Source organism: Streptomyces sp. Ac-502, assembly GCF_045222935.1.
Classification (GTDB): Bacteria; Actinomycetota; Actinomycetes; order Streptomycetales; family Streptomycetaceae; genus Streptomyces; species Streptomyces monomycini.
Genome location: NZ_JBHFFO010000001.1, coordinates 3,671,190 through 3,695,526, shown reverse-complemented (window position 1 = coordinate 3,695,526; position 24,337 = coordinate 3,671,190). Strand labels below are relative to the sequence as shown.

Sequence of the window (24,337 nt, the reverse complement as noted above, 5' to 3'; positions counted from 1 at the left end):
GGTGGCGACATGCGCCGGGACTGGATCAGTCCTGGTGCTTGAGGATGTAATCGGTCGCGTCGCCGACCGTCTTGAGGTTCTTGACGTCGTCGTCGGGGATCTTCACGTCGAAGCGCTCCTCGGCGGCGACGACGACCTCGACCATGGACAGCGAGTCGACGTCCAGGTCGTCGGTGAAGGACTTGTCCAGCTGGACGTCCTCGACGGGGATCCCGGCGATCTCGTTCACGATCTCGGCGAGACCCTTGACGATCTCATCCTTGGTGGCGGCCATGATGGCGCTCCTTCGGTAATGGGTCGGGGAACGGTAGAAAGTCTGCAGTTCCGGGGATGTGGACGAGTTCCGCGCAGGCACCGGGACGCGAGGTCACCGGACGCGTTGCGCGAATCTCGCCTAGGGGAGGGTAACGACCGTCGCGGCGTAGACGAGACCCGCCCCGAAGCCGATGACGAGCGCGGTGTCCCCGCTCTTGGCCTGCCCGGTCGCCAGCAGCCGCTCCATGGCGAGCGGAATCGAGGCGGCCGAGGTGTTGCCGGTGGTCTCCACGTCACGGGCGACCGTGACGCTCTCCGGCAGCTTCAGAGTCTTCACCATCGAGTCGATGATCCGCATGTTGGCCTGGTGCGGGATGAAGACATCCAGGTCGTCCGGGCTGACTCCGGCCGCGTCCAGCGCCTGCTGGGCGACCTTCGCCATCTCGAACACCGCCCACCGGAAGACCGCCTGGCCCTCCTGGGTGATGGCGGGGTAGCGGATCTCGTCCAGCGCCGGCTGGGCGTCCGGGCCGTTGCCGCCGGGCACCGGGGTGCGGCGGTAGACGTCCCAGCCGAGGGTCTGCTTGATCGTCTCGGCCTTGTCGCCCTCCGAGCCCCAGACGGTCGGGCCGATCGCGGGCTCCTTGCCGGGGCCGACGACCACGGCGCCGGCGCCGTCACCGAAGAGGAACGCGGTGGCCCGGTCCTCCAGGTCGGTCAGGTCCGAGAGCCGCTCGACGCCGATGACGAGCACGTACTCGGCGCTGCCGTCGGTGATCATGCCCTTGGCGAGCGTCAGACCGTAGCCGAATCCGGCGCAACCCGCGGAGATGTCGAACGCGGCGGGCTTGCCCGCGCCGACCTTGTGGGCGATCTCGGTCGCGATGGCCGGGGTCTGCTTGAAGTGCGAGACGGTCGAGACGACCACCGCGCCGATCTGCTCGGGCGTGATCCCGGCGTCCGCGATGGCCTTGCCGGCCGCCTCCACCGACATGGCGGCCACGGTCTCGTCCGGGCCGGCCCAGTGGCGGGTGGCGATGCCGGAGCGCGAGCGGATCCACTCGTCGGAGGAGTCGATGTGCTTGAGGATCTCCTCGTTCGGCACCACCCGGGTCGGGCGGTAGCCGCCGACACCCATGATGCGCGCGTACGCGGCGCCCTTGGCGGGCTTGATCTTCGAGGTCATGCTCTCGGGGCTCCTATTCGGCCTGGGCAGAGTGCTCGGCGATCAGCGTGCGGGCCGCGTCGAGGTCGTCCGGGGTCTTGAGCGCGAGGGTCTGCACACCGGGCAGCGCGCGCTTGGCGATGCCGACGAGGGTGCCGCCGGGGCTCACCTCGATGATGCCGGTGACGCCCAGCTCCTTGAACGTCTCCATGCACAGGTCCCAGCGCACCGGGTTGGCCACCTGGCCCACCAGGCGGCGCACGACGTCCTGCCCCTCGGTGACGACACGGCCGTCCTTGTTCGAGACGTACCGGGTGTGCGGGTCGGCGGCCGTGACCTGCCCGACCGCTGCTTCCAGGGCCGTCACGGCCGGAGCCATGTGCTCGGTGTGGAAGGCGCCGGCCACCTTCAGCGGTACGACGCGGCGGGTGCCCTCGGGCTTGTCCTCGGCCAGCGCGGCGAGCTGCGCGGCGGTGCCGGCGGCGACGATCTGGCCCGCGCCGTTGACGTTCGCGGGGGTCAGGCCCAGCTTCTCCAGGTGCGGCAGGACGACGTCCTGCTCGCCGCCGAGGAGGGCGGCCATGCCCGTCTCCGTGACGGCGGCGGCCTCGGCCATGGCCAGGCCGCGCTTGCGCACCAGCGTCAGCGCGTCGTCCTCGGAGAGCGCGCCGGTCAGGGCGGCGGCGGCCAGCTCGCCGACGCTGTGCCCGGCGGCGGCGCCGACCTGCCGGGAGAAGTCCTCGGCGGTCGCGAAGAGCTGTCGGGCGGACACCAGGGAGGCCGCCACCAGCAGCGGCTGTGCCACCGCGGTGTCGCGGATCTCGTCCGCGTCCGCGTTCGTGCCGTAGTGGACCAGGTCCAGGTCGATGGCGGCCGACCACGCGCGGAGCCGGTCTTCGACACCGGGGAGGTCGAGCCAGGGGGTCAGGAAGCCGGGCGTCTGAGCGCCTTGGCCGGGAGCGACGAGTACGAGCACCCTCACACTCTCTCTTGTGGGAGGTCCCGCCCGCCCGTGGGGACAGGGACGAAGAACCATCAGGGGAATTGTCGGTGTTCTACAAAAGTCTAGAGTTGGCTGTCGCTGTCGGCCAGACGCCCCAGGATCAGCGCGATGCGCAGCGTGAAGGCGGAGCGTACGTCCGAGGGTGACCATCCGGTGACGTCGGTCACACGTCGCAGCCGGTAGCGCACGGTGTTGGGGTGCACGAAGAGCATCCGCGCCGCGCCCTCCAGGCTGCTGGCTTGTTCCAGATACACGCTCAGCGTCTCCAGGAGCGCCGAGCCTGCTTCCTCCAGTGGTCTGTAGATCTCCTCCACCAGCTGCTCACGCGCCGCCGGGTCGGACGCCATCGCCCGCTCCGGCAGCAGGTCGTCGGACAGTACGGGACGGGGTGCGTCCGGCCAGGCGGCACATGCCTTCAGTCCCGCGGCGGCGGCCTGCGCGGAGCGGGTCGCGGCCAGCAGGTCGGCCACCACCGGTCCGGCCACCACCGGGCCCGCCGCGAACGGTCCGATCAGGGCTTTCGCCGCCTTGAGCGGGTCGTCCGAGCCGCCCGCGATGACGACCAGGCGGCTGCCCAGGACGCCGGTGAGCACCTGGAGCTTGGCGTGCCGGGACGCGCGGCGGATGGCTTCCACCGTCAGTTCGCTGTCCCCGTCGGGGGCCGTACCCAGTACAACGCACACATGTTCGGGAGAATTCCAGCCGAGCGCGGCGGCCCGCGAGATCGCCCCCTCGTCCGCCTCCCCGGACAGCACCGCGTTGACCACCAGCGACTCCAGCCGCGCGTCCCACGCGCCCCGCGCCTCGGCGGCCTGCGCGTACACCTGGGCGGTGGCGAAGGCGATCTCCCGCGCGTAGACGAGCAGCGCCTCGCGCAGCACGCCCTCGTCCCCGGGGGCCGCCACGTCGTCGATCGCCGCCTCCATGACCTCGATGGTCGTACGGACCATCTCGACGGTCTGGCGCAAAGTGATCGCCCGGGTCAGCTCGCGCGGCGCCGTACCGAACACGTCGGTGCTGATGGCCTGCGGCGTCTCCGGATGCCGGAACCACTCGGTGAAGGCCGCGATGCCCGCCTGGGCGACCAACCCGATCCAGGAGCGGTTCTCCGGCGGCATGGCGCGGTACCACGGCAGCTGCGCGTCCATGCGGGCGATGGCGTTGGCAGCCAGCTTTCCCGACGACTTCTCCAGACGGCGGAGGGTCGCGGTGTGCGGATGCGGGTGCGGGTCGCGCGATGCGGGTTCAGACACGGGGACAAGCCTGCCTTATCGGGGCGGTGTGACGGCGCGGTGGGCTCTCGGGGGCGGGGGCTACGGTGGTCGGGTGATCCAGGTACACAGAGGCGACGAACGCTATCCGGGCGGCGACGCGGCAGCCGGCATCGAGACCCGGCACGCCTTCTCCTTCGGCCCGCACTACGACCCGGACAACCTGCGTTTCGGCGCGCTGGTCGCCTGCAACGAGGAACGGCTGGTGTCCGGCGCCGGTTTCGGCGAGCACCCGCACCGCGACACCGAGATCGTCACCTGGGTCGTCGAGGGGGAGCTGACCCACCGCGACTCCACCACCGGCCACGAGACGGTGGTGCGGCCCGGCGACGTGCAGCGGCTCAGCTCGGCGGACGGCGTGCGGCACGAGGAACGCAACGGCGGCGACGGGCCGCTGCGGTTCGTGCAGATGTGGCTCGCGCCCACCGGGTCCGGCGGCGAACCGGAGTACGAGGTGGTGCGCGGCATCGCCGACGGCACGCCGTACGCGCTGCCCGGAGCCGCGTCGATGCTGCACGTTCGACGGCTGGCCGACGGCGAACGGTCCGCCGTGCCGGACGCGCCGCGGATGTACGTGCACGTCGTGCGCGGTGCGATCCGGCTGGCCGGCGAGCGCCTGGCGGCCGGGGACGCGGCGCGCGTCACGGACGCGGCCGACCTGGAGCTGGCCGCCGAGGGCGCCGCCGAGTGCCTGCTCTGGGAGATGCCGGGCGAACCGTCGTACGGCTGAGGAGGAGACGGCCCGTCGTACGGCGGAGGGGGCGGCGGACCGTCGTACGGCCCGGCCCCCGCGGCACCGCTGCGCGTGTTCAGCGCAGCTCGGCGAGGATCGCGTCCGTGAGCGGCGGCCACGCCTCGACCGCCCAGGGGCCGAAGGCCCGGTCGGCCAGCGCGACGCAGGCCGCGCCCGCGTCCGGGTCGACCCACAGGAACGTGCCCGACTGGCCGAAGTGCCCGAAGGTGCGGGGCGAGGACGAGGCGCCCGTCCAGTGCGGCGACTTGCCGTCCCGGATCTCGAAGCCCAGGCCCCAGTCGTTCGGGTTCTGCATCCCGTAGCCGGGCAGCACGCCGCGGACGCCGGGGAAGACCACCGACGTCGCCTCGGCGAGCGTCTGCGGCGCCAGCAGGCGCGGCGCGAGGAGTTCGGCGCCGAAGCTGGCCATGTCGGCGGCGGTCGAGACACCGTCCTTGGCGGGGGAGCCCGGCAGGTCGGTGGCGGTCATGCCGAGCGGTTCGAGGACCGCCTCGCGCAGGTACTGCGGGAAGGGGATGTCGGTGGCCTTGGCGATGTGGTCGCCGAGCGCCTCGAAGCCCGCGTTCGAGTACAGCCGGCGCTCGCCCGGCGCGGCCTGCACCCGGTCCTCGTCGAAGGCCAGCCCGCCGGTGTGCGCGAGCAGGTGGCGCACGGTCGAGCCCGGCGGTCCGGCCGGTTCGTCCAGCTCCACCGCCCCTTCCTCGACGGCGAGCAGCGCGGCGTACGCGGCGAGCGGCTTGGTGACCGAGGCCAGCGGGAAGCGGTGCTCCTGGGGACCGTACGATCCGGCCACCGTCCCGTCGGTCCGTACGACAGCGACGGCCGCGGTCGGCACCGGCCAGTTCTCGATCATCCGAAGGCTCTGCAAGGGCATGGCCACGAGCCTAACGCTCCGGGTGGCGGGGCCGGGACGGGCCGGGGGAGAAGGCGGGTCCGGGCCGGGACGGGCGGGTGAGGGAGGCCGGCCGGCCGCGGGTCTCCTCAAGACCGGGTCAAGACTTCGCTTGCTTGGAGTGCACTCCAAGTCTCTAGCGTTGAAGCCGTCGTGAGAGATCCGGAGAAAACGTTCCGGCGACGGGACATCCGGCGACTACGGGAGGCACGGCATGACGGTGACGGCGACGGACCGGACGGCGCGGGAACCCGCACGGCTGACGGCCTGCAAAGGACCGGTCCTGCACCCGCGGCCCACCGGCCGCGACCAGTACACGATCAGCGAGGTCGCCGAGCACACCGGCCTGAGCGCCCACACCCTGCGCTGGTACGAACGGATCGGGCTGATGCCGCACGTGGACCGTACGCACACGGGCCAGCGCCGCTTCAGCAACCGCGACCTGGACTGGCTGGACCTGGTGACCAAGCTCCGCCTGACCGGCATGCCGGTCGCGGACATGGTCCGCTACGCCGGACTGGTACGCGAGGGCGCGCACACCTTCCCCGAGCGGGAACGGCTGCTGACCGCGCACCGCGAGGACGTACGGCAGCGGATCGCCGAGCTGCAGAGCACCCTCCAGGTCCTCGACTACAAGATCGACATTTACGCCGACGCCCGCCGGGCGTCGGAGAGAGTCTGAGGACGGCATGACCACAGAGCACATCGGCACCGTTGAGCTGGGCGCCTCCGGACCGCTGGTCGGTGTCCAGGGCCTCGGCTGCATGGGCATGAGCTTCGCGTACGGCCCGACGGACGACGAGGGCGAGGCGCGGGCCACGCTGGAGCGGGCGCTCGAACTGGGCGTCACGCTCTTCGACACCGCCGACATGTACGGCATGGGCCACAACGAGGAGTTCATAGCCCCCTTCATCCAGGCGCACCGCGACGAGGTCGTGGTGGCGACGAAGTTCGCGATCGCCGCGGACCCGGCCGACCCGCTGAACCCGGCCAAGCGGGTCATCCGCAACGACCGCCCCTACATCCGCGAGGCCGTCGAGGCGAGCCTGCGCCGCCTGGGCGTCGACGCGATCGACCTGTACTACATGCACCGCCGCGACCCGGCCGTCCCCATCGAGGACTCGGTCGGCGCGATGGCCGAGCTGGTGGCCGAGGGCAAGGTCAAGCACCTGGGCCTGAGCGAGGTCACCGGCAGCGAACTGCGCGCGGCCCAGAGCGTGCACCCGATCACCGCCGTGCAGTCGGAGTGGTCGCTGTTCAGCCGGGACGTGGAGAACGGCGTGGTGCCGGCCGCACGCGAACTGGGCGTCGGCTTCGTGCCGTACTCGCCGCTCGGCCGCGGCTTCCTGACCGGCTCGTTCGTCAGCGCCGAGAAGGAGCTGGGCGAGGACGACTTCCGCCGTCAGCAGCCCCGCTTCACCGGCGACAACGCGCGGGCCAACGCGGCGCTGCTGGAACCGGTCCGTGAGGTCGCCGCGGCCCACGGGGCCTCGCTCGGGCAGGTCGCGCTGGCCTGGGTGCAGCAGCAGGCGCAGGTGCACGGCCTGGCCGTGGTGCCGATCCCGGGGACCCGCAAGCGCAGCCGGATCGAGGAGAACGCCGCCGCCACGCGGATCGTGCTCAGCGAGGAGGAGCTGGCGCTGCTGGCGCCGGTCGCGGGCAAGGTCGCGGGTGACCGGTACGCGGACATGACGTCCACCTCGGCGGGCCGGGAGTAACACCCGGATGTGCGGCGGGCGGAGCCGTCCCCCGATCGGCTCCGCCCGCCGCGTTCCCGCGTCCGCGCCGGGCTCAGGCGAGCCCCAGCGCGAACACCGCGAAGGCCGCCGCCAGGGTTCCCGCGACGGCCCGCCGGGCCGCCGTGACGCCGGTCCACGGCGCCTCGAAACGGCGGGCCAGACGGCCGATCAGCAGTAGTGCCACGGCGAAGACGGGCAGCCAGGCGATGCGCACGAGGACCCAGCCGACGGTGTCCGGCGCGGTGGTGAGACCGGGCACCGCACCGAGGAAGGACGCGGGGACGGCCGCCGAGAACATCGCCGTCTGGTGCCAGCACAGCACCGTCATCGCACAGAGGTTGACGACGACCACGGGCGCCCAGAGGGCAGGGCGGCGCAGCAGCCGGGCGATACGGTCGCGCAGCAGGACCGCGGCGCCGGACTGGGCCGCGGCCAGCGCGAGGACCAGCAGCGACGGCGGGTGCGAGTTCGTACGGTCCTGGCCCGGGACGCCGACCATGCTCGCCGGGTAGTGGAAGAACAGCAGCAGCGCGGCGAACAGGGCGGTACCGCCCAGCAGCAGCACCCAGGCGGCACGCCGGCCGAGCCGCTTCTCCCCCAGGACACGCCCAGTTGGTACGCGAACATCCAGCCCGGCAGCAGGTTGAGCAGGCTCAGCCACGACGGCATCGCGTCGGCGAACGGCCCGTACCGCAGGAAGTCGACGACGGCGACGGCGCCCAGTAGCGGGGCCGCGGCCCAGGCGCCCAGGCGCCGCGCCGCGCGGACGCAGTACGGCGTGAGCGCGGTGATCCCCGCGTAGACGCCGACGAACCACAGGGGCTGGATGACCAGCGTCGCACCCGTACGCAGCGTGGCCTCGGGCACGCCGAGCGTGGACAGTACGGGGATCAGCACCGCCCAGACAGCGGTCACCCCGAGGACGGGCCGGCCCAGCCTGGCCAGCCGGGCCCGCAGCCAGTGGCCCGTCGACTCCCCGCGCGCGGCGGCCCGGTGGAAGGAGAGCACGGAGGCGTACCCGCCGACCAGGAAGAAGATGCCGAGCATCTGGAGGACCCAGCTCGCGGGCGCCAGGGCGGCGAAGGAGGACAGCGGGCTCGCGTTGTGCAGCGCGCCGCCGGAGTCGAGGGTGAATCCGCCGAGCAGCCAGTGTCCGGTCGGCACGGCGAGCAGCGCCAGCGCGCGCAGACCGTCGACGGCACGGTCACGGTGGGCGGGGGTACGGCCCTCGATGCTGTGGACGGCCTTGCGAACGGGAGCCAGGAGCGGGGCGGCCATGGGGCCTCCTTCGGAGGAGGTGCGGTCGGGGAGGAGGAGTAGCGGGCTGCGGCCGCCGGCGTCAGCGCACCCGGTCGTAGCGGCCGAGCGCGATGTCGGCGAAGTTGCGCAACGAGTCCGTGCCGGGCGCGAGATAGCCGGTGTGCCCCTCGGCCGTCCTGGCGGGCACCCGGCGCGCGCCGAACTCCGGGTCCGTCGGGTCCGTACCGTGCCCCAGGCCCAGGAACTCGACGTTCGGCACGTTGCCGATCCAGTCGGAGGCGTCCCGGGCGGCCCACACCCGGGCGGTGGTGTGCAGCGCCGCCGCACTGTCCGTGCGCATCCCGGGCGAGCCGAAGACGATGAGGTCCGCGATCCGCCCCGGCTCCACCAGCGGTACGGCCCGGGCGCACACGACCGTGCCGTAGCTGTGGCACAGCAGGGCGGGGGCCCGTACGCCGACGGCGGCCAGCCCGTCCAGGAAGCGGGCCAGGCGCGGGGCGCCGGCCTCCGCCAGGCGGCCGGTCGCGGCGTCCGGGCCGAGGCCGACCGGCGTGGTGTAGCCGGTCCAGGCGATCGCGGCCGTAGGGACACCGGGCGCTTCGGCGGCCATCCGGGCCCGCAGCGACTTCGCCATGCCGGACGGCGTGCCGTACGGGTCGCGTGCGCGGTCGGACGAGGACAGGTCGATGTCCGAGCCCGGTACGAACACCGACGTACGCCGCGCCGCCACCAGATCCCCGAACACCTCGGCCACCTGGCCGCGGCCGCGCGGGTCGAAGGCGAGTATCTGGCGGCCGGGGAGCAGGAGTTCGGTGTACCGGCCGGCCAGCCGGCGGGCCTCCTGGTGGTCCTGGAGGGTGCCGGCCGGGTCGGTGGCACGGGCCGTCTGCCGGTCGCGTTCCGCCGTCAGCGCGAGGGCGTTGGCGCGGTAGCGCAGGGCCACCGGCGCGCCGTCCAGATTGCCCACGGTCGACGGGTGACGGGCCGCCAGCTCCTGCCGCTGGGCCTCGCTCAGCGCCGCGAAGAAGCGGGTGACCTGCGCCGGGGTGGCGGTCGCCGGGTCCGGCAGCCGCTTGCCCAGCGAGTGGTCGGCGCGCCAGGCGGCGGCGCCGGGCGCGGGCCCGGTGACGGCCTCCTGGGTGGACCCCGCCGCCCAGCCGCCGGTGCCGCCGACGACCATCGCCGCCAGCGTGAGCGCGACGAGCGTGCGCCTACCGCGTGGGGTGAACCGGCGCAGCAAGGACATGGTGGGGTCTCCCTCTTCCGTTGGTGTGACGGAGGGAAACGTAGAAAGCGGGTGGGTGACCCGGCGTCACACCGCGGGGCCAACTGTCCGCTGATACCGGGGTAGGGGGTGCCTGACCTGCTCGTCCTTCAGCACGACCGGCCACCCCCAGGACCTTGTAGGGAGTTACCCCCACCCTGCCCCCATCGGCCGGTGTTCCGGTGGGGGCGTGGGGGCGTGGTCGCGGGGGTGCCCGCTCAGTTCACGCCCGGTGACACCAGTCCCGACTCGTACGCGAAGATCACGGCCTGCGCGCGGTCGCGCAGCTCCAGCTTGGCCAGCACCCGGCCGATGTGGGTCTTCACCGTCTGTTCGGCGAGCACCAGCGCCTCCGCGATCTCCTGGTTCGACAGGCCGCGGGCGATCAGCTCCAGTACCTCGGTCTCCCGCGGCGTCAGCCCGTTCAGGCGCAGCGCGGTCCGGTCCTTGCGCGGTGCGGGCCGCTGCCGGGCGAAGTCGGCGATCAGCCGCCGCGTCACGGACGGCGCGAGCAGCGCCTCGCCCCCGCGACCACCCGTACCGCCGAGATCAGGTCGGCCGGCGGCGCGTCCTTCAGCAGGAACCCCGACGCCCCCGCCCGCAGCGCCTCGTACACGTAGTCGTCCACGTCGAACGTGGTGAGCATCAGCACCTTCGGCCGGTGCACGACGCCGGGCGGCGGGTCCAGCAGCTGCCGGGCCGCCTCCAGCCCGTCCATCTCCGGCATCCGGACGTCCATCAGCACCACGTCCGGGTGCGTACGGCGGCTCAGTTCGACGCCTTGCACACCGTCCGGCGCGTCACCGACGACGTCGATGTCGCTCTGCGCCGCGAGCAGCGCGGCGAAGCCGGCTCGCACCATGGCCTGGTCGTCGACGATGATCACCCGAGTGGTCATGCGGGGTGGCGGTCCTTTGCTGTTATGGGAAGTTGGGCGGCGACGCGGAAGCCGCCGTCGGGCAGGGGCCCGGTGTCCAGAGTGCCGTCCAGCAGCCGTACGCGCTCGCGCATGCCGACCAGACCGTGGCCCGTACCGGAGGTCTCCAGCGGCGCGGCGACGCGCGGCGGGGCGCTGTTGACGACCAGCACGGTCAGCCGCCCGCCGGCCTCGTCGGCCGTGACCGAGACGCGGGTGTGCGCGCCCGGCGCGTGCCGTACGACGTTGGCCAGCGCCTCCTGCACGATGCGGTACGCCGACAGGCCCACCGCGGGCGCCAGGGCCACCGGCTCCTCAGGCAGCGCCAGCTCGACCGGCACCCCCGCCCGCACCGTCCCCTCGACCAGCTTCGGCAGCTGCGCCAGGCCGGGCTGCGGCGCCTTCTCCGGGCCACCGTGCCGCTCCGTCTCCTCGCTGCGCAGTACGCCCAGCAGCCGCCGCATCTCGGCCAGCGACTCCCGCGCCGTGGCGGCGATCGTGCTGAACTCCTCCTGGGCGGCCTCCGGGATGCCGCTGATGCGGTACGGCGCGCTGTCGGCCTGGACCGTGATCACCGACATGTGGTGGGCCACGACGTCGTGCAGCTCACGGGCGATCCGGGTGCGCTCCTCCAGCAGGGTGCGCATGGCACGCTCCGCCTCGCTGATGTTCTCCTGCTCGATCAGCTTGCGCTGGGCCGCCCCGCGCTCCCGGAGCGCGCCGCCGACCAGCAGGACGAGACCGGACAGGACGAACATCAGCACCCAGGTGCCGTCGCTGCGGTCCGGTCGGACCAGCTCGAACAGGACGCTCAGGGCGCCGGTCGCCCCCAGACGGCGATCAGCGTGCGGCGCCTCTCGCGCAGCGACAACGCCAGCATCAGGACGAGGTAGCCGACGATGACCGTGGCCGGCCAGGGCCAGGCGCGGCCCTCTCCCGCCGGCACGAAGGCCAGCGCGACGCCGCCGAGGACGTCCGCCGCGAAGATCACCCACCACGCCTGGAGCGGTCGGGTCACCGCCAGCAGCAGCGGCACGGTCTGGGCGGTGGCCAGCGCGCCGGCCGGGCCGCCGCTGAGCCCGTAGTCGTGCGTGAGCACATGCACCGTCGAGGGCAGCAGAGAGACCGCGAAGGCGAAGGCGACCACGTACGGCAGCAGGCGCAGCCAGCGGTTCTGCACCTCGCCGAAGAGCGCGGCGCCGGGGTCGGCCGGCCTCCCGAGGTCCTCCGCGAGGGTGTGCAACGCCTGCCGCCCGGCCCGCAGGGCGCGGGCGCGGGGGAACGGCGGTCGCCGGCGGGGCGTGGTGTGGTCTGCATGGCCTGGTCAGCGTAAGGGGCGGCGGGCGGGCGGGGCGTCATACCGGGGGTGGCCTCTGCCGTCATACCCCGGTACGGGGAGGCCGGAGGCACACTCCGGCGGCCCGGGTCGTGCCCCGGCAGGGCGAGCGCCCTGGCACCGGCCCCCGCGCCGCTACAGCTCCGCCAGCAGCTCGGCCTTCTTCGTCGTGAACTCGGCGTCCGTCAGCAGGCCCGCCGTGTGCAGCTCGCCCAGCTGCCGGATGCGGTCGGCGATGTCCGCCGGGTCGCGGCGGTCGTCGGTGCGGGTGCGCACCGGCCGGCCCGGCCCCGCGTCGGCGCCGGGCGTGGCCGCCCGTACCGCCTGGAGCACCGAGGCGGCGAACGGCAGCGACTCGTGCACCGGGCCGTACCCCAGCCCGAAGACCACCGAAGCCGGGTCCTGGTCCGCCTCGCCGGGCCGCCGGTCCTGCGCACCGCGCTCCACCAGCCGCAGATACCCGTTGCCCGACAGCGCCCCGGCGCCGCCTTCCGGCGAGCGCCACTCCACCCCGGTCAGCCCGCCGACCGGGAAGTGCTGGTCACCGCACTTCCACTTGGCCGACGACGCTCCCGTCCAGAACCAGCGGAACGCCACCGAATCGCCGTCGAAGGACGCCTTGCCGTCGTACGCCTTGAAGGTCAGCGGCGGTTCCGGCGCGGCCACCAGGTGCTCGTCGGCGGGGAGCGCGGCGGCGGGCCCGAGCACGGCGCGCAGCTCGTCGCGGTAGTACTCGGCGAGGGTCTCCCGGTCGGCCGGCAGCGCCAGGCGGTACGGGTCGAGATCATCCTTGAGCTGGCCGTCGGCGGCCTCCATCAGCGGGTCGGCGCCCGGCCGGGGCACCGCGCGCAGCACCATCGTGCCGCGTCTGCCCGGCGACAGCTCGACGGACCTCAACGCCTCGTAGGGGACGCGCCGCTCGCCGAGCGCCTGGAACAGCTTCGGCCTGCGTATCCCCCGTTCGAAGCGGATGAGCACGGAGTCCGTGTCGAACTCCCAGACGGCGTGAAAACCGGCCAGCACATCACCCATGCGGCTCATCGTAAGCGGCGGTCGCCCGCCCGTCCCCCTTCCGGACATCATGCGCTACGCGCGTCAAGCCGCTTTTGCCCCATGTCGCCCCCGCGCCCGGCCCGTCCGGTTCGCGCCTTGTGGCACGGGCCCGGGCCCGGGTACGGACACGGGTGCGGCACCGTGCGCCGCCACTCCATCGGGCGCCGCCACTCAGGCGAGGCCGGCCGAGCACTCCCGGTCCTGCGCGGCGCAGTGCACCGAGGAGACCGCGCCCACCCCGATCTTCGCGAAGTTGCGCAGGCTCTCCGTGCCGGGCACGAAGTACCCGGCGTGGCCCTCGGCGCCGGCGGCCGACAGCACCCGGGAACCGAAGGCCGCGGTGACCGGGTCGGCACCGTGGCCGAGCCCGCCGACCTCCATGTACGGCACGTCCTGGATCCAGTCGTCGGGATTGCGCATCGCCCACACCCGGGCACCGGTACCGAGCCCGGCGGCGGTCTCCGCCCGCATCCCGGGGCTGCCCGCCACCGCGATGTCGGTGACGCTGGACGGCAGCCGGTGGGCCGCGACGCCGCACACCACGGAGCCGTAGCTGTGGCACATCAGCGAGACGGCAGCCGCCTCCGGCAGCGCCCGCACCAGCGCGTTCAGCCGTACCGCGCCCGCCTCTGCGAGCTGCCCGGTGGCCGCGCCGACACCGAGCCCGGCGGGCGCGGTGTAGTCGGCCCAGGCGATCACGGCCGTACGGGAGTCGCCGTCGCGTACGGACCGCTCGGCGTCGTAGAGCGACCTGGCCATCCCCGCGGGCGCGCTGGTCGCCCGCGCGGTGCGCTCGAAGGTCGCGAGGTTGGTGTCCACGCCGGGCACCACCACCGAGACGTGCCGGGCCTGCCGCAGATCGCCGAAGACCTCCGCGGCCCGCCCGCCGCCCGCCGGGTCGAACGCGAGGATCTGCCGGCCGGAGCCGCGCATCGACTCGAAGCGGTGCATCAGCCGGCTCGCCTCCTGGCGGCCCACCGGCGTCAGCCGCCGGTCGTGCATCCGCTTTCGCTCCAGCTCGCCGGCCTGCCGCAACGCCTGCTTGTTGGCCTGGTAGCGCAGCTCGACGGGGGCGCCGCCCATGTTGCCGACCACCAGCGGGTAGCGGTCGGCGAGCGTGGCCCGGTCGGCCCGGCTCAGCTTCCGGAAGAAGGCGGCGAGCGCGCCGGGCGCGGAGTCGGTGTCCGGCAGCCGGTGACCGCCGAGGGAGGCGTGCTCCCAGGCGGACCGCGCGGTGGCCAGCGGGTTGGCGTCGTCCTTGCTGCCTCTGACGGCCGTCCAGCCGGTCATCGCGAGCATCACGAACACCACCAGCAGGGCGAGCGCGGCACGCCACGCGGTGGACTGCAGGAAACCGAAGGAGGGGGCACCGAGGCCCGGAAAGGAAGAAGTCACCGCGGGCCACCCTAGGAGAAGTGACGGGGCGCCCGCTGAGGGGGTGAGGGATATCACGTTTCAGGCTGGTCATATGGGACCAGTTCGGACACGGTACGGTAACGGTCGCCGCTCAGACGTGCAGAAACGGACTCACCGCAGCACTCGGCGGCCGAGGGGCGCGCTGCCTCCGGAGGGCGCCGTCACCGGCCCTCCGCCCGCCCGTGCCGTTCCCGGGGGCGCCGTCACCGGCCCTCGGTCCGTGCCGTTCCCGGAGGGCGTCGTCACCGGCTTTCGGTCCGTGCCGTTCCCGGAGGGTGCCGTCACCGACTCTCCGCCCGCCCGCGCCAGTCGCCGCACACGGCCGGGCAGATCTGCGCCAGGTACTCCTCGGTGATCTCGCGGATCGACTCCACGCTGACGTCCTCGCCCTCGCCCCACACCTTCCCGGCGACCCGCATCACCCCGCTGAACGCCGCGACCACCACCCGTGGCCGCGGATCGGCCGTCACGTCCACGCCCTCGCGCCGCGCGACGAGCCGGGCGATCTGCTCTTCCAGCTCCGAGTAGCGGCGCCAGTGGGCGGCCATGAGGGCGGGCGTCGACTCGATCATCTGGTACGTCCGCATGTGCAGTTCGAGCGGAATCACCGACTGGATCACACCGCCGATGTCGTCCCACGAGGTCATCACGGCGCTGCGCAGCGCCTCCAGGGTGCCTCGGCCGCCGGCCGCCGCTCCAGCTCCTCGGCGAAGCGCGCCTCCACCATCTCGTGGACGGCGAAGACGACCTCCTCCTTGCTCGCGAAATAGCGGAAGAACGTGCGCTGCGAGACGTCGACGGCCTCGGCGATCTCGTCGATCGTCGTCTCGTCGTAGCCGTGCGCCGTGAACAGTTCGAGGGCGGAGCGGATCAGCGCGTCACGGGTGCGCTGCTTCTTGCGCTCGCGCAGGCCGCCGGTCCCGGTGCCGCCAGAGGGTTCGCCTCCGCCGGTCCAGGCGGTTTCAGGTCGGGTCACCTGCGGCGTGGAGCTGGTCATCCTGCGCCGCCTTTCTCGTTGTTGCCGCAGCTCACGATACCTGTGAGCTAAATGACAGTTACCGACTGTTGAATTACTTTGTCAACTGTCAGTGGCTGACATTAGCCTCGGGGAATGAGCTCTAAGACCCCGGTTGCCCATGCCGCGCCGGACCTTTCCGTACCGGAGCCTCGCAAGGGGCTCCGGGGTCATCCGTGGCTGACCCTGTTCTCCGTCGCGATCGGCGTGATGATGGTGGCCCTGGACGGCACCATCGTCGCCATCGCCAACCCGGCCATCCAGGCGGACCTCAAGGCGTCCCTCGCCGACGTCCAGTGGATCACCAACGGGTATCTGCTGGCGCTCGCCGTCTCGCTGATCACGGCCGGCAAGCTCGGTGACCGCTTCGGCCACCGGCAGACGTTCCTCATAGGCGTGGTGGGCTTCGCCATCGCCTCCGGAGCCATCGGGCTGTCCAGCGAGGTCTCGCTGGTCATCACCTTCCGCGTGCTGCAGGGCATCTTCGGCGCGCTCCTGATGCCCGCCGCCCTCGGACTGCTGCGCGCGTCCTTCCCGGCCGAGAAGCTCAACATGGCCATCGGCATCTGGGGCATGGTCATCGGCGCCTCCACCGCCGGCGGCCCGATCGTCGGCGGTCTGCTCGTCGAGCACGTGAACTGGCAGTCGGTGTTCTTCATCAACGTGCCGGTCGGCATCCTCGCCCTCGTACTGGGCCTGGTGATCCTCAAGGACCACCGCGCCGTGAACGCCCCGCGCTCCTTCGACATCCCCGGCATCGTGCTGCTCTCCAGTGCCATGTTCTGCCTCATCTGGGCCCTGATCAAGGCCGGTGAGTGGGGCTGGGGCGACGCCAGGACGCTGGGCTTCCTGGCCGCGGCGGTCGTCGTCTTCGCCGCCTTCGCGATCCTGGAGACCAAGGTCCGCGAGCCGCTGATCCCGCTGCGGATGTTCCGTTCCGTCCCGCTGACGGCCGGCACGATCCTGATGGTGCTGATGGCCTTCGCCTTCATGGGCGGCCTCTTCTTCGTCACCTTCTACCTGCAGAACGTGCACGGCCTGAGCCCCGTCGACAGCGGCCTGCACCTGCTGCCGCTGACCGCGATGATGATCGTCGGCTCGCCGGCCGCGGGCGCGCTGATCACCAAGTTCGGCCCCCGGGTCCCGCTCGTCGGCGGCATGGTCTTCACCGCCGTCGCCATGTTCGGCATGACCACCCTGTCCACCGGCACGGGCACCCTGACGATGTCCCTGTGGTTCGCGCTGCTGGGCCTGGGCCTCGCGCCGGTCATGGTCGGCGCCACCGAGGTCATCGTCGGCAACGCGCCGCTGGAACTGTCCGGTGTGGCGGGCGGTCTCCAGCAGGCCGCCATGCAGGTCGGCGGCAGCCTCGGTACGGCGGTGCTCGGCGCCGTGATGTCCAGCAAGGTCAGCTCGGACTTCGCGGGCAACTGGAGCAAGGCGGGACTGCCGGGCGCCCCGGACCCGGCGCTCAAGGCCGCCGCCGAGGTCGGCGCGGTGCCGCCGCAGGTGGCCCAGGCCCCCGGCATGACGCCGCAGATCGTCGACCGTATCGGCACCGCGGTGCACGACACGTTCGTGTCGGGCATGGGCCTGGCCTTCACCGTCGCCTGCGCCGTGGCGGTCGTCGCGGCCGTCGTCGCGCTGTTCACCAAGCGCGGCGCCAACGCGGAGGCGGGCGCGGGCGTCGGGCACATCTGACGCCTGACGCCTGACATCTGAATGCCTGCATGCCGGACGTCTGCCGTCTGATGCCTGATGCCTGAAGTCCGGCCGTCCGCCGGGCGGTCGGGGTGTCTCGACGCGCGGCCGGCCGGAGCTTCCCGCTCCGGCCGGCCGCGCGTTTTCGTTTCTCCACAGGCCCGCCGTCCCCCGTACGGGCCTGAGGCTTTCCGCACCCCGGCGCCCGCCGCCCTTCCGTACACCGGGCGGTGGCGTCAACAGCTCGCCCCCGGCCGCCCGTTGAAGGTCCGGCAGCGGCACATCGCCTATCAGGGTGGGACGTCCGCCGCGGGCTTGGCTCCGGCGTCCGTGCACGGCCAAGCTCGGATCACCGGCCCGCGGCGGGCAAGTGCCCGCCGCGGCAGACCACTTCGTACTCCACGGGGGAGTGATGCACATGCGTCCGATCCACACCGTCGCCCTGCTGACCGGAGCCGCCGCACTGGCCGTCGCCCACCTCGGCGTCCCGTCCGCGCACGGAGCGCCGCAGCAGCGGCCGCGGGCGCACCCGGGGCCGGCCGCGGGCGACTGCGCCACCGGCCAGTTCTGCGTCTGGCCGGGCCGCGGCTTCGGCGGCAAGCGGCAGACCTACGAACTGTCCGGCACCGACATCGAAAGCTGCGTCACGCTGCCCGCCGGAGTCCGCGCCGCCTCGTTCGCCAACCGCACCGGCCGGCCCGTCACCACGTACCAGAGCGCCGAGTGCGAGGAGACCGGGGAGTTCGACACCTACCCGGGCGGTGGCAGTTGGGTGCCCGAATCCCCTTACCAGGTCAGGGCGTTCAAAATCTGGGAGAGCTGACGGGGGAGTGGGTACGGCGACGCGGGGTACTCGGAGCCCGAGCCCGAACCACGCGACCCTCGGGAGGGATGATGGCGGGCCTCGGACAGCACAGCCGCACCCGATGGCGGACCCACCTGCGGAGCAACCCCCGCTCACGAGGCCGGACGGGGTCTCGGACCGGGCCGGACCGCGCGACGCTGGGCGTGATCGGACTGATCTGCGCGGTCGCCGGATTCTTCATCCTGAGCATCGTGCTCGGGCCGGTGTCCGTGCTCCTCGGCTGGCTCGCGATGGACCGCCGGTGGAACAGCGGGAGCCACGCGCTGCCGGCACTGGTGGCCGTCGTCCTCGGTGTGATCGACACGGTGTTCGCGATCATCCGGATCACCACCACGGCCGTCGGGGCACCGTTCTGAGCGGACGCTCTGCACGGACGTCTTGAGCGGACGTGCGGAGCGGATGCCGAACCGGCGTTCCGAGCGGATGCCGGGCTGATGTTCCGAAGCGACACGAGGCGCCCCCGGCCGGAGCGATCCGGCCGGGGGCGCCTCGTGGTGTCGACTGTCCCGCGGACGACTACGCGTCGCCGCCCGCCTCGCCGGCCTCCGCGGCCGCGACGTCCAGCAGCTGGTAACGGTCGATCGCCTGCTTCAGCAGCGAACGGTCGACCTTGCCCTCCTTGGCCAGCTCGGTGAGCACGCCGAGGACGATCGACTGCGCGTCGATGTGGAAGAAGCGACGGGCCGCGCCACGCGTGTCCGCGAAGCCGAAGCCGTCGGCGCCCAGCGACTGGTATGTGCCGGGCACCCAGCGCGCGATCTGGTCGGGAACGGCACGCATCCAGTCGGACACGGCCACCTTCGGACCCTGCGCGTCGGCGAGCTTCCGCGTCACGAACGGAACGCGCTGCTCCTCCTCCGGGTGGAGCAGGTTGTGCTCCTCGATCTCCACCGCGTCGCGGCGCAGCTCGTTCCAGGAGGTCGCCGACCAGACGTCCGCCTTGACGTTCCACTCGTCGGCCAGGATCTGCTGGGCCTCGATCGCCCACGGCACGGCCACACCGGACGCGAGGATCTGGGCCGCGTGCTCGCCCTTGTCGCCCGGCTTGACGCGGTACAGGCCCTTGAGGATGCCCTCGACGTCCACGTCGGCCGGCTCGGCCGGGTGCTGGATCGGCTCGTTGTAGACGGTGAGGTAGTAGAAGATGTCCTCACTGTTCTCGCCGTACATCCGGCGCAGACCGTCCTTGACGATGTGCGCGATCTCGTACCCGTACGCCGGGTCGTAGGCGACACACGCCGGGTTGGTCGAGGCGAGCAGCTGGGAGTGGCCGTCCGCGTGCTGGAGGCCCTCACCGGTCAGGGTCGTACGGCCGGCGGTCGCGCCCAGCACGAAGCCGCGTGCGAGCTGGTCGGCCATCTGCCAGAACTGGTCACCGGTGCGCTGGAACCCGAACATCGAGTAGAAGACGTAGATCGGGATCAGCGGCTCGCCGTGCGTGGCGTAGGCGGAGCCCGCCGCGATCAGCGACGCGGTGCAGCCGGCCTCGGAGATGCCGTCGTGCAGCATCTGGCCGGTCGGCGACTCCTTGTAGGCGAGCAGCAGTTCGCGGTCTACCGACTCGTAGATCTGGCCCAGCGGGTTGTAGATCTTCGCGGACGGGAAGAACGCGTCCATACCGAAGGTGCGGTACTCGTCCGGTGCGATCGGCACGAAACGCTTGCCGATCTCCTTGTCCCGCATGAGGTCCTTCAGGACCCGCACGAACGCCATGGTCGTGGCGATCTTCTGCTGGCCGGAGCCCTTCTTCGCCCCCGCGTACGCCTTGTCGTCCGGCAGCGGCAGCGGCTTGGCACGCACGATACGGGTCGGCACGTAGCCGCCGTTCGCCTTGCGGCGGTCGTGCATGTACTGGATCTCTTCGGAGTCGCGGCCCGGGTGGTAGTACGGCGGGTTGCCGTCCTCCAGCTCCTTGTCCGAGATCGGCAGGTGCAGCCGGTCGCGGAAGCGCTTGAGGTCCTCGGCCGTCAGCTTCTTCATCTGGTGGGTCGCGTTGCGGCCCTCGAAGTTCGGACCGAGGGTCCAGCCCTTGACGGTCTGCGCGAGGATCACCGTCGGCTGGCCCTTGTGGGCCTTGGCCGCCGCGTACGCCGCGTAGATCTTCTTGTGGTCGTGACCGCCGCGGCCCAGGTGCTGGATCTGCTGGTCGGTCATGTTCTCGACCATCGCCCGCAGCCGGTGGTCGTCACCGAAGAAGTGCTCGCGGATGTACGAACCGGTCTCGGTCGCGTACGTCTGGAACTGGCCGTCCGGCGTCGTGTTCAGCTTGTTGACCAGGATGCCGTCGCGGTCCTGGGCCAGCAGCGGGTCCCAGCTGCGGTCCCACACCAGCTTGATCACGTTCCAGCCGGCGCCGCGGAACTGCGACTCCAGCTCCTGCATGATCTTGCCGTTGCCGCGGACCGGGCCGTCCAGGCGCTGCAGGTTGCAGTTGACCACGAAGGTCAGGTTGTCCAGGCCCTCACGCGCCGCGAGGGACAGCTGGCCGAGCGACTCGGGCTCGTCCATCTCGCCGTCGCCGAGGTAGGCCCACACGTGCGAGTCGGAGGTGTCGGCGATGCCGCGCGCCTCCATGTAGCGGTTCATCCGGGCCTGGTAGATCGCGCCGAGCGGGCCGAGGCCCATCGAGACGGTCGGGAACTCCCAGAAGTCCGGCATCAGCCGCGGGTGCGGGTAGCTGGACAGACCGTTCGGGAACTTGGACTTCTCCTGCCGGAAGGCGTCGAGCTGGGTTTCGCTCAGCCGGTCCAGGAGGTAGGCACGGGCGTACACGCCGGGGGAGGCGTGGCCCTGGAAGAAGATCTGGTCGCCGCCCTTGCCGTCGTCCTTGCCCCGGAAGAAGTGGTTGAAGCCCACGTCGTACAGAGAGGCGGAGGACGCGAAGGTGGCGATGTGGCCGCCGACGCCGATACCGGGGCGCTGCGCCCGCGACACCATGACCGCGGCGTTCCACCGGGTCGCGTTCAGGATCTTGCGCTCGATCTCCTCGTTGCCGGGGAAGAACGGCTCGTCCTTGGTCGCGATGGTGTTGACGTAATCCGTGCTGCGCATCTCGGGCACGGCCACGCGCTTCTCGCGGGCCCGCTCGATCAGGCGGAGCATGAGGTAGCGGGCACGTTCCCGGCCTCGCTCATCGACGGCTGCGTCGAGCGAGTCGAGCCATTCCTGGGTCTCTTCGGGATCGAAGTCCGGGACCTGGCTGGGAAGGCCGCCAATGATGATCGGGTTGCGATCGGATCCGGAAGCCACGCTGTTCCTTCGCTGTTCGGTCTTGCTCTGCTTTGGTGTCGCGCCGTCTTCCATCGTGTACCGGCTCACCGGGATACGTCATCTCTACCGGTGGGTAACCACCCCCTAAGAGACGGGCGCTCGCAGGCCGGTTTTTGAGGTCGGCCAAATCGCAACCATACGCCCACGCCGGAACCGGTCGCCGTACGGTCGTGCGAACCCCGCGAAGAGGTCCGGGTGCCGGGCGTCACCCCCAAAGAGCCCAGTCACCGAACAAAACGCAATAAAGGCGTTAAAGAGATGTGGGGTGAATCACTTCCCGCCGTGCGGGTGGGGTCGCAGTTGCGGCGAGACGGCGGTAAACGTCACCGTTTCGACGGTCTCGGCGGCCGGGTACTTGCGCGATCCGCCCGGCCCGTGTGGACTACGCCCAATGCCCCGCGCACGCGTGGGTGCAACCCATTTACCGAAACATGACAGGAGGCAATCCGTGAGCGCGACCGCGGACCACGCGGAGGAGCGGACCAACCCGGCCATCAAGCTGGGGTTCGAGCCCGGACAGGTGGTCCAGGAGATCGGCTACGACGACGACGTCGAGCAGGAGCTCCGCGAAGCCATTGAGGCCGTGATCGGCCAGGAGATCGTTGACGAGGAATACGACGACGTCGCCGACGTCGTCGTGCTGTGGTTCCGCGATGACGACGGCGACCTCACGGACGCGCTGGTGGATGCCATCGGTCTGATCGACGAGGGCGGCGAGATCTGGCTGATGACGCCCAAGACCGGACGCGACGGATACGTCGAGCCGAGCGACATCAACGAAGCCGCGCAGACCGCGGGCCTGTCCCAGACCAGGAGCATCAACGCGGGCAAGGACTGGAGCGGCAGCCGCCTGGTCACCCCCAAGGGCGCCAAGTCGGGCAAGCGCTGAGCTGCGCCCCCACGTTCCGTGCCGAGCCCTCCGCCGGGTGAACCGGTGGGGGCTCGGCGTGCGCGCCCCGGCGCGTAGGGTTGGCCGCAACCTGTTGGAATCCGCCGGAGCGGCCGCTGCCGGCGGTGCCCCGCGCCGCACGCCGGTGACGGCGCCGGGCACGGCAAAGGCGTCCGCGCACGGTGTCTGCGAAGGGAACGGTCCCCATGGCGATCGAGGTCGGCTCGAAGGCTCCGGAGTTCGAGCTGAAGAACCAGCACGGTGAGCTGATCAAGCTCTCCGACTTCCGCGGCGAGAAGGCCGTCGTCCTCCTCTTCTACCCCTTCGCCTTCACCGGCGTGTGCACCGGCGAGCTGTGCGCCCTGCGCGACGAGCTGCCGAAGTTCGTCAACGACGACGTGCAGCTGCTGGCCGTCTCCAACGACTCGCCCTTCGCGCTGCGCGTCTTCGCCGAGCAGGAGGGCCTGGAGTACCCGCTGCTGTCGGACTTCTGGCCGCACGGCGAGGCCTCGCGGGCCTACGGCGTCTTCGACGAGGAGAAGGGCTGCGCGGTGCGCGGGACCTTCATCATCGACAAGGAGGGCGTGGTGCGCTGGACGGTCGTCAACGGCCTGCCCGACGCCCGTGACCTCAACGACTACCTCAAGGCGCTCGGCACCCTCTGATTCCCGCCGTGACCGGCTCCCGCCGCGACATCGGCGCGGTGTCCGCACCGCTACCTGTAATCGGTGGGAACCGGTCACTAGGATCAAAACGTTGATCTGATGCCATGCACGATGGGGGCGCAAAGCATTTCGTACCCCTCGAACCCAGGGAGGACTCGTGGGAGTCAGCCTCAGCAAGGGCGGAAACGTCTCGCTGACGAAGGAAGCCCCCAATCTGACCGCGGTGCTCGTCGGTCTGGGCTGGGACGCCCGTACCACCACCGGTACGGACTTCGACCTGGACGCCAGCGCGCTGCTGACCAACGACCAGGGCAAGGTCGCCAACGACCAGAACTTCGTGTTCTTCAACAACCTGAAGAGCCCGGACGGCTCGGTCGAGCACACCGGCGACAACACCACCGGTGAGGGCGAGGGCGACGACGAGGCCATCAAGGTGAACCTCGCCGACGTGCCCGCCGACGTCGCCAAGATCGTGTTCCCGGTGTCCATCTACGACGCCGAGAACCGCCAGCAGAGCTTCGGCCAGGTCCGCAACGCCTACATCCGCGTCGTGAACCAGGCCGACGGCAACGAGCTCGCGCGCTACGACCTCAGCGAGGACGCCTCGACCGAGACCGCCATGGTCTTCGGCGAGCTGTACCGCAACGGCGCGGAGTGGAAGTTCCGGGCCATCGGCCAGGGGTACGCCTCGGGCCTGCGCGGCATCGCGCAGGACTTCGGCGTCAACGTCTGACCCGAGCCGTCACCCTTCCGTACCCGGCGTCGTACCCCCTGTCCGGGGAGTACGGCGCCGGGCGCGCTTGAAGCCCGTACGCAGGCCGTGCGGGACACGGATCCCGGCGCGGCGGCGGACGCGCACCCCGCGGAGTCCACCTGTGCGCCGTAAAAGTGGCGTATCCGGGACCGTGTCCGTCCCGTACGGGCCATGTACGAACCCGTATGAAAGCCGTGGACAACCGCGGCACCACCGTCACCGGGGAGGATGCGAACACCATGGGCGTCACGCTCGCAAAGGGAGGCAACGTCTCCCTCTCCAAGGCCGCTCCGAATCTCACGCAGGTCATGGTCGGCCTCGGCTGGGACGCGCGCTCGACCACAGGAGCGCCGTTCGACCTGGATGCCAGCGCGCTGCTGTGCAGGTCGGGGCGGGTGCTCGGCGACGAGTACTTCGTCTTCTACAACAATCTCAAGAGCCCGGACGGCTCGGTCGAGCACACGGGTGACAATCTCACCGGTGAGGGTGAAGGGGACGACGAGTCGATTCTCGTGGACCTCAGCACGGTCCCCGAAGAGGTCGACAAGATCGTTTTTCCCGTCTCGATCCACGAGGCGGATGTCCGCGGCCAGAGCTTCGGCCAGGTCAGCAACGCTTTCATCCGCGTGGTCAACCAGGCGGACGGCAGTGAACTGGCGCGCTACGACCTCAGTGAGGACGCCTCCAGCGAAACCGCGATGATCTTCGGTGAGGTCTACCGGTACAGCGGTGAATGGAAGTTCCGCGCGGTGGGCCAGGGGTACGCGTCGGGGTTGCGAGGCATCGCTCTAGACTTCGGGGTCAACGTTTCGTAAAGCGCCGCGCACTGCGCGCGGGGGACCCCATACAGCGAG

The 24,337-nt window shown here is 71.5% G+C and carries 19 protein-coding genes and 4 pseudogenes; 10 read left to right on the top strand and 13 right to left on the bottom strand.

Annotated features, from left to right (window positions below):
- Nucleotides 1–25 precede the first annotated feature (25 nt).
- The 4 genes from ACEXOX_RS16715 to ACEXOX_RS16700 all read right to left on the bottom strand — a co-directional run bounded on the left by ACEXOX_RS16715 (nucleotide 26) and on the right by ACEXOX_RS16700 (nucleotide 3,676).
- Complete coding sequence (locus tag ACEXOX_RS16715) at nucleotides 26–274, bottom strand: acyl carrier protein (protein WP_406521537.1); 249 nt, start codon at nucleotides 272–274, stop codon at nucleotides 26–28.
- 120 nt (nucleotides 275–394) lie between these two features.
- Nucleotides 395–1,441 carry a ketoacyl-ACP synthase III gene (locus ACEXOX_RS16710; RefSeq protein ID WP_030023115.1) on the bottom strand — a complete coding sequence of 349 codons (1,047 nt, stop codon included), beginning with the start codon at nucleotides 1,439–1,441 and terminating at the stop codon, nucleotides 395–397.
- 13 nt (nucleotides 1,442–1,454) lie between these two features.
- A complete protein-coding gene (locus ACEXOX_RS16705; protein ID WP_406521536.1) occupies nucleotides 1,455–2,396 on the bottom strand; it encodes an ACP S-malonyltransferase in 942 nt (313 codons plus the stop codon).
- A gap of 89 nt (nucleotides 2,397–2,485) precedes the next feature.
- Nucleotides 2,486–3,676 carry a PucR family transcriptional regulator gene (locus tag ACEXOX_RS16700; protein ID WP_406521534.1) on the bottom strand — a complete coding sequence of 397 codons (1,191 nt, stop codon included), beginning with the start codon at nucleotides 3,674–3,676 and terminating at the stop codon, nucleotides 2,486–2,488.
- Between the two features lie 73 nt (nucleotides 3,677–3,749).
- On the opposite strand from ACEXOX_RS16700, the gene ACEXOX_RS16695 reads away from it, so the two are divergent.
- Complete coding sequence (locus ACEXOX_RS16695) at nucleotides 3,750–4,424, top strand: pirin family protein (protein WP_406521532.1); 675 nt, start codon at nucleotides 3,750–3,752, stop codon at nucleotides 4,422–4,424.
- Nucleotides 4,425–4,503: 79 nt separating this feature from the next.
- Here the strand turns inward: ACEXOX_RS16695 and ACEXOX_RS16690 are convergent, their stop codons facing one another.
- On the bottom strand, nucleotides 4,504–5,322 hold the full coding sequence (locus tag ACEXOX_RS16690; protein ID WP_406521530.1) for a serine hydrolase domain-containing protein: 819 nt from the start codon (nucleotides 5,320–5,322) through the stop codon (nucleotides 4,504–4,506).
- Nucleotides 5,323–5,554: 232 nt separating this feature from the next.
- On the opposite strand from ACEXOX_RS16690, the gene ACEXOX_RS16685 reads away from it, so the two are divergent.
- Both ACEXOX_RS16685 and ACEXOX_RS16680 read left to right on the top strand, forming a co-directional pair.
- The gene (locus ACEXOX_RS16685) at nucleotides 5,555–6,022 is read left to right on the top strand and encodes a MerR family transcriptional regulator (protein ID WP_406521528.1); all 468 of its coding nucleotides are present in this window, start codon (nucleotides 5,555–5,557) and stop codon (nucleotides 6,020–6,022) included.
- Between the two features lie 7 nt (nucleotides 6,023–6,029).
- Nucleotides 6,030–7,058, top strand: coding sequence for an aldo/keto reductase (locus ACEXOX_RS16680; protein ID WP_406521527.1), 1,029 nt, complete (start codon nucleotides 6,030–6,032; stop codon nucleotides 7,056–7,058).
- Between the two features lie 73 nt (nucleotides 7,059–7,131).
- On the opposite strand, the pseudogene ACEXOX_RS16675 reads toward ACEXOX_RS16680, so the two are convergent.
- The 7 genes and pseudogenes from ACEXOX_RS16675 to ACEXOX_RS16645 all read right to left on the bottom strand — a co-directional run bounded on the left by ACEXOX_RS16675 (nucleotide 7,132) and on the right by ACEXOX_RS16645 (nucleotide 15,321).
- A pseudogene (locus ACEXOX_RS16675) lies at nucleotides 7,132–8,357 on the bottom strand (acyltransferase).
- 61 nt (nucleotides 8,358–8,418) lie between these two features.
- Complete coding sequence (locus tag ACEXOX_RS16670; protein WP_406521525.1) at nucleotides 8,419–9,585, bottom strand: alpha/beta hydrolase; 1,167 nt, start codon at nucleotides 9,583–9,585, stop codon at nucleotides 8,419–8,421.
- 236 nt (nucleotides 9,586–9,821) lie between these two features.
- A pseudogene (locus tag ACEXOX_RS16665) lies at nucleotides 9,822–10,501 on the bottom strand (response regulator).
- Nucleotides 10,498–11,783 (bottom strand): annotated as a pseudogene (locus ACEXOX_RS16660) (sensor histidine kinase). The pseudogenes ACEXOX_RS16665 and ACEXOX_RS16660 overlap by 4 nt, the downstream one beginning before the upstream one ends.
- 207 nt (nucleotides 11,784–11,990) lie before the next feature.
- A complete protein-coding gene (locus ACEXOX_RS16655; RefSeq protein ID WP_406521524.1) occupies nucleotides 11,991–12,887 on the bottom strand; it encodes a DUF4429 domain-containing protein in 897 nt (298 codons plus the stop codon).
- 192 nt (nucleotides 12,888–13,079) lie between these two features.
- The gene (locus tag ACEXOX_RS16650; RefSeq protein WP_406521522.1) at nucleotides 13,080–14,303 is read right to left on the bottom strand and encodes an alpha/beta hydrolase; all 1,224 of its coding nucleotides are present in this window, start codon (nucleotides 14,301–14,303) and stop codon (nucleotides 13,080–13,082) included.
- A gap of 302 nt (nucleotides 14,304–14,605) precedes the next feature.
- Nucleotides 14,606–15,321, bottom strand: a pseudogene (locus tag ACEXOX_RS16645) (TetR family transcriptional regulator).
- 114 nt (nucleotides 15,322–15,435) lie between these two features.
- Here ACEXOX_RS16645 and ACEXOX_RS16640 point away from each other — a divergent pair.
- The 3 genes from ACEXOX_RS16640 to ACEXOX_RS16630 all read left to right on the top strand — a co-directional run bounded on the left by ACEXOX_RS16640 (nucleotide 15,436) and on the right by ACEXOX_RS16630 (nucleotide 18,261).
- Nucleotides 15,436–17,040 carry an MFS transporter gene (locus ACEXOX_RS16640; RefSeq protein WP_406521521.1) on the top strand — a complete coding sequence of 535 codons (1,605 nt, stop codon included), beginning with the start codon at nucleotides 15,436–15,438 and terminating at the stop codon, nucleotides 17,038–17,040.
- A 418-nt stretch (nucleotides 17,041–17,458) separates the two neighbouring features.
- Complete coding sequence (locus ACEXOX_RS16635) at nucleotides 17,459–17,863, top strand: peptidase inhibitor family I36 protein (protein ID WP_406521520.1); 405 nt, start codon at nucleotides 17,459–17,461, stop codon at nucleotides 17,861–17,863.
- Between the two features lie 68 nt (nucleotides 17,864–17,931).
- Nucleotides 17,932–18,261, top strand: a complete 330-nt coding sequence (locus tag ACEXOX_RS16630; protein WP_406521518.1) for a small hydrophobic protein — start codon at nucleotides 17,932–17,934, stop codon at nucleotides 18,259–18,261.
- Between the two features lie 160 nt (nucleotides 18,262–18,421).
- On the opposite strand, the gene aceE is transcribed toward ACEXOX_RS16630, so the two are convergent.
- Entirely contained in the window at nucleotides 18,422–21,154 is a 2,733-nt protein-coding gene (aceE, locus tag ACEXOX_RS16625) for a pyruvate dehydrogenase (acetyl-transferring), homodimeric type (RefSeq protein WP_406521516.1), read from the bottom strand.
- A gap of 469 nt (nucleotides 21,155–21,623) precedes the next feature.
- On the opposite strand from aceE, the gene ACEXOX_RS16620 reads away from it, so the two are divergent.
- The 4 genes from ACEXOX_RS16620 to ACEXOX_RS16605 all read left to right on the top strand — a co-directional run bounded on the left by ACEXOX_RS16620 (nucleotide 21,624) and on the right by ACEXOX_RS16605 (nucleotide 24,298).
- Complete coding sequence (locus ACEXOX_RS16620) at nucleotides 21,624–22,064, top strand: DUF3052 domain-containing protein (protein WP_030023137.1); 441 nt, start codon at nucleotides 21,624–21,626, stop codon at nucleotides 22,062–22,064.
- Nucleotides 22,065–22,270: 206 nt separating this feature from the next.
- Nucleotides 22,271–22,729 carry a peroxiredoxin gene (locus ACEXOX_RS16615; protein ID WP_031003511.1) on the top strand — a complete coding sequence of 153 codons (459 nt, stop codon included), beginning with the start codon at nucleotides 22,271–22,273 and terminating at the stop codon, nucleotides 22,727–22,729.
- 157 nt (nucleotides 22,730–22,886) lie between these two features.
- A complete protein-coding gene (locus ACEXOX_RS16610) occupies nucleotides 22,887–23,462 on the top strand; it encodes a TerD family protein (protein WP_406521513.1) in 576 nt (191 codons plus the stop codon).
- Between the two features lie 260 nt (nucleotides 23,463–23,722).
- On the top strand, nucleotides 23,723–24,298 hold the full coding sequence (locus ACEXOX_RS16605) for a TerD family protein (protein ID WP_030023140.1): 576 nt from the start codon (nucleotides 23,723–23,725) through the stop codon (nucleotides 24,296–24,298).
- The last annotated feature ends 39 nt before the right edge of the window (nucleotides 24,299–24,337 follow it).

Bases quoted from the DNA above. Each gene is read 5' to 3' on its own strand.
- ACEXOX_RS16715 (WP_406521537.1), bottom strand. From the start codon at position 274: ATGGCCGCCACCAAGGATGAGATCGTCAAGGGTCTCGCCGAGATCGTG.
- ACEXOX_RS16710 (WP_030023115.1), bottom strand. From the start codon at position 1,441: ATGACCTCGAAGATCAAGCCCGCCAAGGGCGCCGCGTACGCGCGCATC.
- ACEXOX_RS16690 (WP_406521530.1), bottom strand. From the start codon at position 5,322: ATGCCCTTGCAGAGCCTTCGGATGATCGAGAACTGGCCGGTGCCGACC.
- ACEXOX_RS16685 (WP_406521528.1), top strand. From the start codon at position 5,555: ATGACGGTGACGGCGACGGACCGGACGGCGCGGGAACCCGCACGGCTG.
- ACEXOX_RS16680 (WP_406521527.1), top strand. From the start codon at position 6,030: ATGACCACAGAGCACATCGGCACCGTTGAGCTGGGCGCCTCCGGACCG.
- ACEXOX_RS16670 (WP_406521525.1), bottom strand. From the start codon at position 9,585: ATGTCCTTGCTGCGCCGGTTCACCCCACGCGGTAGGCGCACGCTCGTC.
- ACEXOX_RS16655 (WP_406521524.1), bottom strand. From the start codon at position 12,887: ATGGGTGATGTGCTGGCCGGTTTTCACGCCGTCTGGGAGTTCGACACG.
- ACEXOX_RS16640 (WP_406521521.1), top strand. From the start codon at position 15,436: ATGAGCTCTAAGACCCCGGTTGCCCATGCCGCGCCGGACCTTTCCGTA.
- ACEXOX_RS16635 (WP_406521520.1), top strand. From the start codon at position 17,459: ATGCGTCCGATCCACACCGTCGCCCTGCTGACCGGAGCCGCCGCACTG.
- ACEXOX_RS16630 (WP_406521518.1), top strand. From the start codon at position 17,932: ATGATGGCGGGCCTCGGACAGCACAGCCGCACCCGATGGCGGACCCAC.
- ACEXOX_RS16615 (WP_031003511.1), top strand. From the start codon at position 22,271: ATGGCGATCGAGGTCGGCTCGAAGGCTCCGGAGTTCGAGCTGAAGAAC.
- ACEXOX_RS16605 (WP_030023140.1), top strand. From the start codon at position 23,723: ATGGGCGTCACGCTCGCAAAGGGAGGCAACGTCTCCCTCTCCAAGGCC.